Origin of the sequence: Microcystis viridis FACHB-1342, from assembly GCF_014698335.1 — a bacterium.
GTDB classification, from domain to species: Bacteria; Cyanobacteriota; Cyanobacteriia; order Cyanobacteriales; family Microcystaceae; genus Microcystis; species Microcystis ichthyoblabe_A.
Window position 1 is genome coordinate 1 of sequence record NZ_JACJSV010000116.1, and the last position, 6,447, is coordinate 6,447.

The following is a 6,447-nucleotide window of genomic DNA, read 5'->3' on the forward strand; positions in this document are numbered from 1 at the left end:
GAAACTATATCATCAAATTAGTCCCCCCATAGAACCCCCTTGAGCCATCTTGCACACTTTTCTCTTTTTGTCAAATTTTATGTTAAGAAAGATGTGACTAATGGATAGCTTGATAAGGGGGGTGTCTGACAACTTTTAACGCCTACCTACTTAAATCTTTATGAAAAACCAAGCCTTAGCTGGAAAGCCAGTGATAGGATTTGCTGGAGTCTTTATTTTAGTCTGAGGAAATTAAATCAAGTTCATGGAAAAAATGTTACCAGTGAACAGCAATCGGACAAAATAACTGCTAGATTACAAGGTATAGTCCATCACTCTCTGGTAGATATTCAAACAGTGATCGCTCTGTGAAAAAAATCTCTGGATTAGCCAACAACTAAAGATAGTTTACCTGAAAATTTGCTAACGGTTCACGCCCTTATAGACAACTTGATCGCAGCCCCCCTTATTAAGGGGGGATCAAGGGGGGATCAAGGGGGGATTAAGGGGGGATTAAGGGGGGATCAATCTTCTATTTGATTAGAACTACTTACTTAAAAGTTAATTATTGCCATCAACAGATTCATCAAAATTATCTAGATTTAGCTGAAAAAGCCCACCTCAAGGTTGGGGTGAGTGAATTAAATTCCACCCTCGTTATTATTCTTCATATACCCATGACTAACTCTTTATATATCAGCACGACGGCAACGGGAAGCGGTAAAGCGTTAGTAGCTTTAGGAATTATCGACTTAATTCTCCGCAAAACTAATAAAGTTGCCTTTTTCCAGCCAATTGTTCTCGACTGTTCCGAAGGTCATCGGGATGAAGACATTGACTTAATCCTCAATTATTTTAAATTAGAACAAACCTACGAAGAAGCCTTCGGTTTATGTTATGAAGAAGTTAAGGATTTATTGGTACAACAAAAATTTGATGAAATCATTGAAAGAATTATCAAAAAGTTTAAAAACTTAGAAAAAAAATATGATTTTATCCTCTGTGAAGGTTCCGATTATCTGCAAGAAAATTCCGCCTTTGAATTTGAACTAAATACAGAAATCGCCAAAAATCTCGGTCATCCCATCTTAATATTAGGTAATGCCCACAATCGCAGTATCGAAGATGCCCTTAGTCCGATCCTGATTTCCTGCGACACCTACCAAGATAAAGGTTGTACGGTGATTGGGATTATTATCAATCAAGCTGAAGAGGAAAAAATAGAGGAATTACGGAAAACCCTGACTAAAATTTTTCCCCCCCAAGAATATGCTCTAGGAGTGATTCCCCACAATGCCAAACTGAGCAGCTCGCGAGTGGCAGAAATCGCCCAACAATTACAGGCAAAAGTTCTCTACGGACAGCAGAGATTAGACAGTTTAGCTAGTAACTTTCTGGTGGTGGCCATGCAGATGCAAAATGCCCTAGAGCGGTTAAAAGAAGATAGTTTAATTATCACTCCTTGGGATCGCGGCGATGTGATTATCGGGATGTTACAGGCCCACCAATCAGCCAATTATCCCCAATTAGCCGGTATAGTCTTAACAGCAGGTCATAACCTCAATCCTTCGATCGCCCGTTTAATTGAAGGTTTGCCCGATCCCTTACCGATTCTCTCCGTCACCACCGATACCTACACCACGGCCGAACGCATCCACGATGTGCGGACCACCCTAACCTCGACGGACTACGATAAAATTAACCTCAGTCTGCAGCTTTTTCACAGTAACATCAATCTCGATCGCCTAGAAGCGCAAATTCGCACTTTGCGGACCCAGGGGATTACCCCGAAGATGTTCACCTATAATCTCGTACAACAGGCCAAAGCGCAAAAACGTCACATCGTTTTGGCCGAAGGGACCGAACCGCGCATCCTCCAGGCAGCCACAGTTTTAATCGAACAGGATATCGTTGATTTAACCCTCTTGGGACAACCGGACGAGATCGAAATGGTGATTAAAAAACATGGTATCACTCTCGATCTCGATCGCCTGCAAATTATTAACCCCGTGGCTAGTCCCCATTTTGAAAGCTATGTGCAGACCCTCTACGAAGCGAGAAAAGCCAAGGGAATGAATCTCGATATGGCCCAGGATTATGCACAAGATGTCTCCTATTTTGGCACTTTAATGGTGTATCAAGGCGATGCCGATGGTATGGTATCGGGGGCAGTGCATACCACTCAACACACGATTCGGCCTGCACTCCAGATTATCAAAACTAAGCCCGATTGTGCGATCGTCTCCTCGGTCTTTTTTATGTGTCTAGAGGATCGGGTCTTGGTTTATGGGGATTGTGCGGTCAATCCCGACCCCAGTGCCGAGGAATTAGCCGAAATCGCCCTATCTTCTGCCGAAACCGCCCAAAAATTCGGAATTGAACCGCGAATCGCCCTGCTTTCCTATTCTTCGGGTCAATCGGGCCAGGGAGAAGACGTGGAAAAAGTACGACAAGCGACCAAAATCGCTAGGGAAAAACGCCCCGATTTGAAGTTAGAAGGCCCGATTCAGTACGATGCGGCCGTGGATAGGGAAGTAGCTGCCCAAAAAATGCCGGGGTCAGAGGTAGCGGGCCAAGCGACGGTGTTTATTTTTCCTGACCTGAATACAGGTAATAATACTTATAAAGCCGTGCAGCGGGAAACGAAAGCTTTAGCCATCGGTCCAATCCTACAGGGATTAAAAAAACCCGTCAATGATCTCAGTCGCGGTTGTACCGTTCCCGATATTATCAATACGGTGGTAATCACAGCAATTCAATCCCAATCTTTTTGATTTATCAGTTAGAAAACGGGTTTCTTTGAGAAACCCGTTTTCTAGAGCTTGTTATGCTTATTTCCTCCCGACCGGGCCGAAGCGGGAATCAAAACTATAATTAGAATCATTAAACCCCAACCATAACCCCGCCTCGATAGCCGATAACCGATCGCTAAACATGGATCCATCTTTCGCCCTTACTCTGCAAATTGTCATCACTGTGGTGGCGGGGATTACAGCCCAAGTCATCGCCGAATACCTGAAAGTTCCCAGTATTGTCTTCCTGCTCATTTTTGGGATTGCTTTGGGGTCTGATGGTTGGGAAATTTTACACCCCCAAAGTCTGGGAATTGGTTTAGAAGTCCTTGTTGCTCTCTCTGTGGCGATTATCCTATTTGAAGGCGGTTTAAGCCTAAGCGGACGGGAATTAGGGCGAGTTTCTGGCAGTTTACGCAATCTTGTCACCCTCGGTACTTCCATCACTCTCATCGGTGGCGGTATGGCAGCCCACTGGTTGGGGGAATTTCCCTGGCCGATCGCATTTCTTTACGCTTCTTTAGTGGTGGTAACTGGTCCGACAGTGATCGGGCCTTTGCTGAAGCAAGTAGCCGTAGATCGACGGGTGGCGACGCTTTTGGAAGGGGAAGGGGTATTAATCGACCCTGTGGGCGCAATTTTAGCCGTAGTGGTGCTAAATACGATTATTGATAGTCATTCCCGCCCCATGGAAATTATCACCGGTTTAACCCTGCGTTTAGGCATCGGGGCGGCGATCGGCATTGCTGGAGGCGGATTGTTAAGTTTTATTATAAAAACTTGCAATTTTTTGACTTTTGAGCTAAAAAATCTCGTGGTTTTAGCGGGAGTCTGGGGGTTATTTGGTTTATCGCAATTTAGTCGCAGTGAATCGGGGTTAATGGCGGTGGTAATGGCGGGAATTGTGCTAAAAGCGGCGGCAGTTCCCGATGAGCGGTTATTAAGGCGTTTTAAGGGTCAATTAACCACTCTTTGCGTGTCGGTACTGTTTATTTTACTAGCGGCGGATCTTTCGATCGCCAGTGTCATCGCTTTGGGTTGGGGCAGCGTCCTAACCGTGTTGGTTTTGATGCTGGTGGTACGTCCCCTGAGTGTGGCTCTGTGTACCCTAAAAAGTGACCTAAATTGGCGACATAAGTTATTTATCGCTTGGGTTGCCCCTAGGGGAATCGTTTCTGCCTCCGTAGCTTCTTTATTTGCCATTTTACTCACCCGTGCCGGTATTAATGGCGGTGAAGCGATCAAAGCTTTAGTCTTTTTAACAATTTTAATGACCGTTTTTATTCAGGGATTAACGGCGCGGTGGGTGGCAAAAGGGCTAAAAATCACTTCTTCTGCGGCAACAGGAGCAGTAATCGTCGGTTGTAATCCCCTAGGTCGCTTAATCGGCTGTTTATTCCAAGAACAAGGGGAAAACGTGGTTTTAATCGATACGGATGCCGCAGCCTGTCAGCAAGCAAAAGAAGACGGTTTGACGGTGCTGCAGAGTAGCGCACTTGATACAAAAATACTGCAAGAAGCAGGCATCGAATCCATGGGGACTTTTCTAGTTTTGACTAATAATAGCGAGGTTAATCTGGTTTTAGTCCAAAGAGCCAGCGAGGAATTTCATCCTCCCCGGTTGTTGGCTGCCTTTGCGGGAACCCCCAACCCAGATAAAAATAAGGTTAATCAGGTTTTTCTCCCTAGTTTTTCGGTCAAGGAATGGAATCAGTATTTAGACGATAATCAGATTAAATTAGGTAAAACTATCTTTAAAGCCGATGATTTGAGCGAACAACAAACCAGATTAACTAAATTAATCGAAAATGGTGAACTGCTGCCCCTACTATTGCGTCGCGATAATTCCCTACAGGTAGTCACAGAAAGGGAAGAATGGCGCACAGGAGACGAATTAATCTATATTCTGCGCGATTTACGCCCACAACTGCTTAAACGTCTTTCTGGCACTGTCAGAACCCGTTTATCTTTAGAAATCTTACCCGAAGTGGAAATCGCCACCAGTAGATAACTTGAGACTGTTCTATACTATTCAGTGGATTTAACGGGTTCAGGGCTTAAAATAAGCAACTGCCGACCGACGTTAGATTTAGCGACACCTAGCAGTACGGGATGTTCAGTTTTGGGGGCATCTTGGGGTAAAGCACGAAAAAGGTACAGCCATCCCCCTCTTTCCAGTAATAATCGCCAGACGCGATCTTGCTCCGTATCGGTTAGGTTGCGCTGTTGAATAATGCGGGCTAAATTAGGATCGCCAATGAGACTCTGCTGATCTTCGGGCGTTAGGGCTTCAAAAAGGGGCTGATTGGGGTCAAGATCCCCTGCTTCTTTACCTAAAATGAGCAGTTCCTTGGCACTAATCAGGGTGACAACGGGGAGAGTAGAAGTGGGATTCACCGCATCTCGACGGGCATCCTTTAAACCTTGATCCCGGGCAAGATGGAAGATGAGTAAGAGAATCCAACTCAGGAGAATCAGTTCCGAAGCGAGAGGAAGGGTTAACTGACGCTGAAAGCGGGGACGAGGAGCATAGGGTATTTTTCGGCGATTGCGTTGGTTTTGTCTTTTCAGTTGCCAATTTTTCAGTCTAGTTAGCCACTGTTGATATTGCCAGTGAAGGAAAGCAAGACAAAGGGTGGAAAGCTGAAAAAGTACAGGAATCAGAAGGGCAATAATCAGGGTGTTAGCAATACTTTGAGGCGTACCAAAGAAGACTTGAAGAGGGAGTAATAAGAAGGATTCAACCGGAAAATCGAGGCTGGTGATACCGAGTTGGTAATAGGCAAAGTATGCCCAACGATAGACCCAACCTGTATAGTACAATCCCGCACCAATGAGACCGGCGGCACTGGCAAGATTGAGGAGAATCGTCGGGGGAGAAGGAGTCGTCACAGGGGGCTACTAACGCTAAAAAAGAACGCTAAAATTAAAGTTATTATAGATGATCATTGTAGGGCGAGTTATGGTCAGACGTTTGGAAATTATATCTGGTATAGCTTTAGTTTTTTTGGGATTTTTGACTGTTTCTAGTATCGCTCAAGCACCCACCCTCGAAGCGGCTTTACCACGATTAGCAAATATTACGTTACAAAATGGCAGAGATTATAAGGGGGTGACGTTAACTCGGTTCGATCGCCCTCAGCGTCGGATTTCTTTTAAGCAAGGGGGTAAGGAGTTTAATCTACCCATTGCCCAAGTTACACAATTAACCTTAGAGGGAGAAACCATCATCAGTATTCCCGAAAACCCGATAATTGTGATTCAGGGAGAGGACAAGCGATGTGGTTCGGTTTATGCTGTACCGCGCCGTTTTGAGCATTTGAGTTTGGTGGAAAAGCAAAAGCGTAAGCAGGTAGAGATTAACTTATCAGATTTGCCTCCACAGATGCAAAGAGATTTAACTCAGCAAGGGGCTTATGGTTATGTGTTGAAACAGTTAGAATTTGCTAATGGCGAGTTAAAAGCGGCGGGGGTGGTGCGTTGTCGGGCAAATTAATCACCAAAATTATGTCAATAAAAATCAGTATCAGGATTTTTAGGATTAAAGGATTAACAGGATTAGGTGACTTGTGAAAAGTCTATAATTAAAGGATCATAAAGAATATTATATCTATCCTGAAAATCCTCCAATCCTCAAAATCCTGATACTGGCATTGAGGATTAAGGGATTAACAGG

The 6,447-nt window shown here is 44.6% G+C and carries 5 protein-coding genes; 3 read left to right on the top strand and 2 right to left on the bottom strand.

Going from position 1 to position 6,447, the window contains the following annotated elements:
* Positions 1-656: 656 nt before the first annotated feature.
* Complete coding sequence (gene pta / locus H6G40_RS22215) at positions 657-2,753, top strand: phosphate acetyltransferase (protein ID WP_069475491.1); 2,097 nt, start codon at positions 657-659, stop codon at positions 2,751-2,753.
* Positions 2,754-2,794: 41 nt separating this feature from the next.
* Here the strand turns inward: pta and H6G40_RS23820 are convergent, their stop codons facing one another.
* Complete coding sequence (locus H6G40_RS23820; protein ID WP_041804451.1) at positions 2,795-2,923, bottom strand: hypothetical protein; 129 nt, start codon at positions 2,921-2,923, stop codon at positions 2,795-2,797.
* On the opposite strand from H6G40_RS23820, the gene H6G40_RS22220 reads away from it, so the two are divergent.
* On the top strand, positions 2,914-4,782 hold the full coding sequence (locus tag H6G40_RS22220) for a cation:proton antiporter (RefSeq protein WP_069475489.1): 1,869 nt from the start codon (positions 2,914-2,916) through the stop codon (positions 4,780-4,782). The two genes, H6G40_RS23820 and H6G40_RS22220, sit on opposite strands and share 10 nt — an antisense overlap.
* Before the next feature lie 17 nt (positions 4,783-4,799).
* On the opposite strand, the gene H6G40_RS22225 is transcribed toward H6G40_RS22220, so the two are convergent.
* On the bottom strand, positions 4,800-5,663 hold the full coding sequence (locus tag H6G40_RS22225) for a hypothetical protein (RefSeq protein WP_069475488.1): 864 nt from the start codon (positions 5,661-5,663) through the stop codon (positions 4,800-4,802).
* 70 nt (positions 5,664-5,733) lie between these two features.
* Here H6G40_RS22225 and H6G40_RS22230 point away from each other — a divergent pair, with 70 nt between their 5' ends.
* Positions 5,734-6,267, top strand: coding sequence for a hypothetical protein (locus tag H6G40_RS22230; RefSeq protein WP_190538249.1), 534 nt, complete (start codon positions 5,734-5,736; stop codon positions 6,265-6,267).
* Positions 6,268-6,447 lie beyond the last annotated feature (180 nt).

What these genes read in the sequence shown, in the direction of transcription:
- pta (WP_069475491.1), top strand. Translation starts at nt 657, where the DNA reads ATGACTAACTCTTTATATATCAGCACGACGGCAACGGGAAGCGGTAAA.
- H6G40_RS22220 (WP_069475489.1), top strand. Translation starts at nt 2,914, where the DNA reads ATGGATCCATCTTTCGCCCTTACTCTGCAAATTGTCATCACTGTGGTG.
- H6G40_RS23820 (WP_041804451.1), bottom strand. Translation starts at nt 2,923, where the DNA reads ATGGATCCATGTTTAGCGATCGGTTATCGGCTATCGAGGCGGGGTTAT.
- H6G40_RS22230 (WP_190538249.1), top strand. Translation starts at nt 5,734, where the DNA reads ATGGTCAGACGTTTGGAAATTATATCTGGTATAGCTTTAGTTTTTTTG.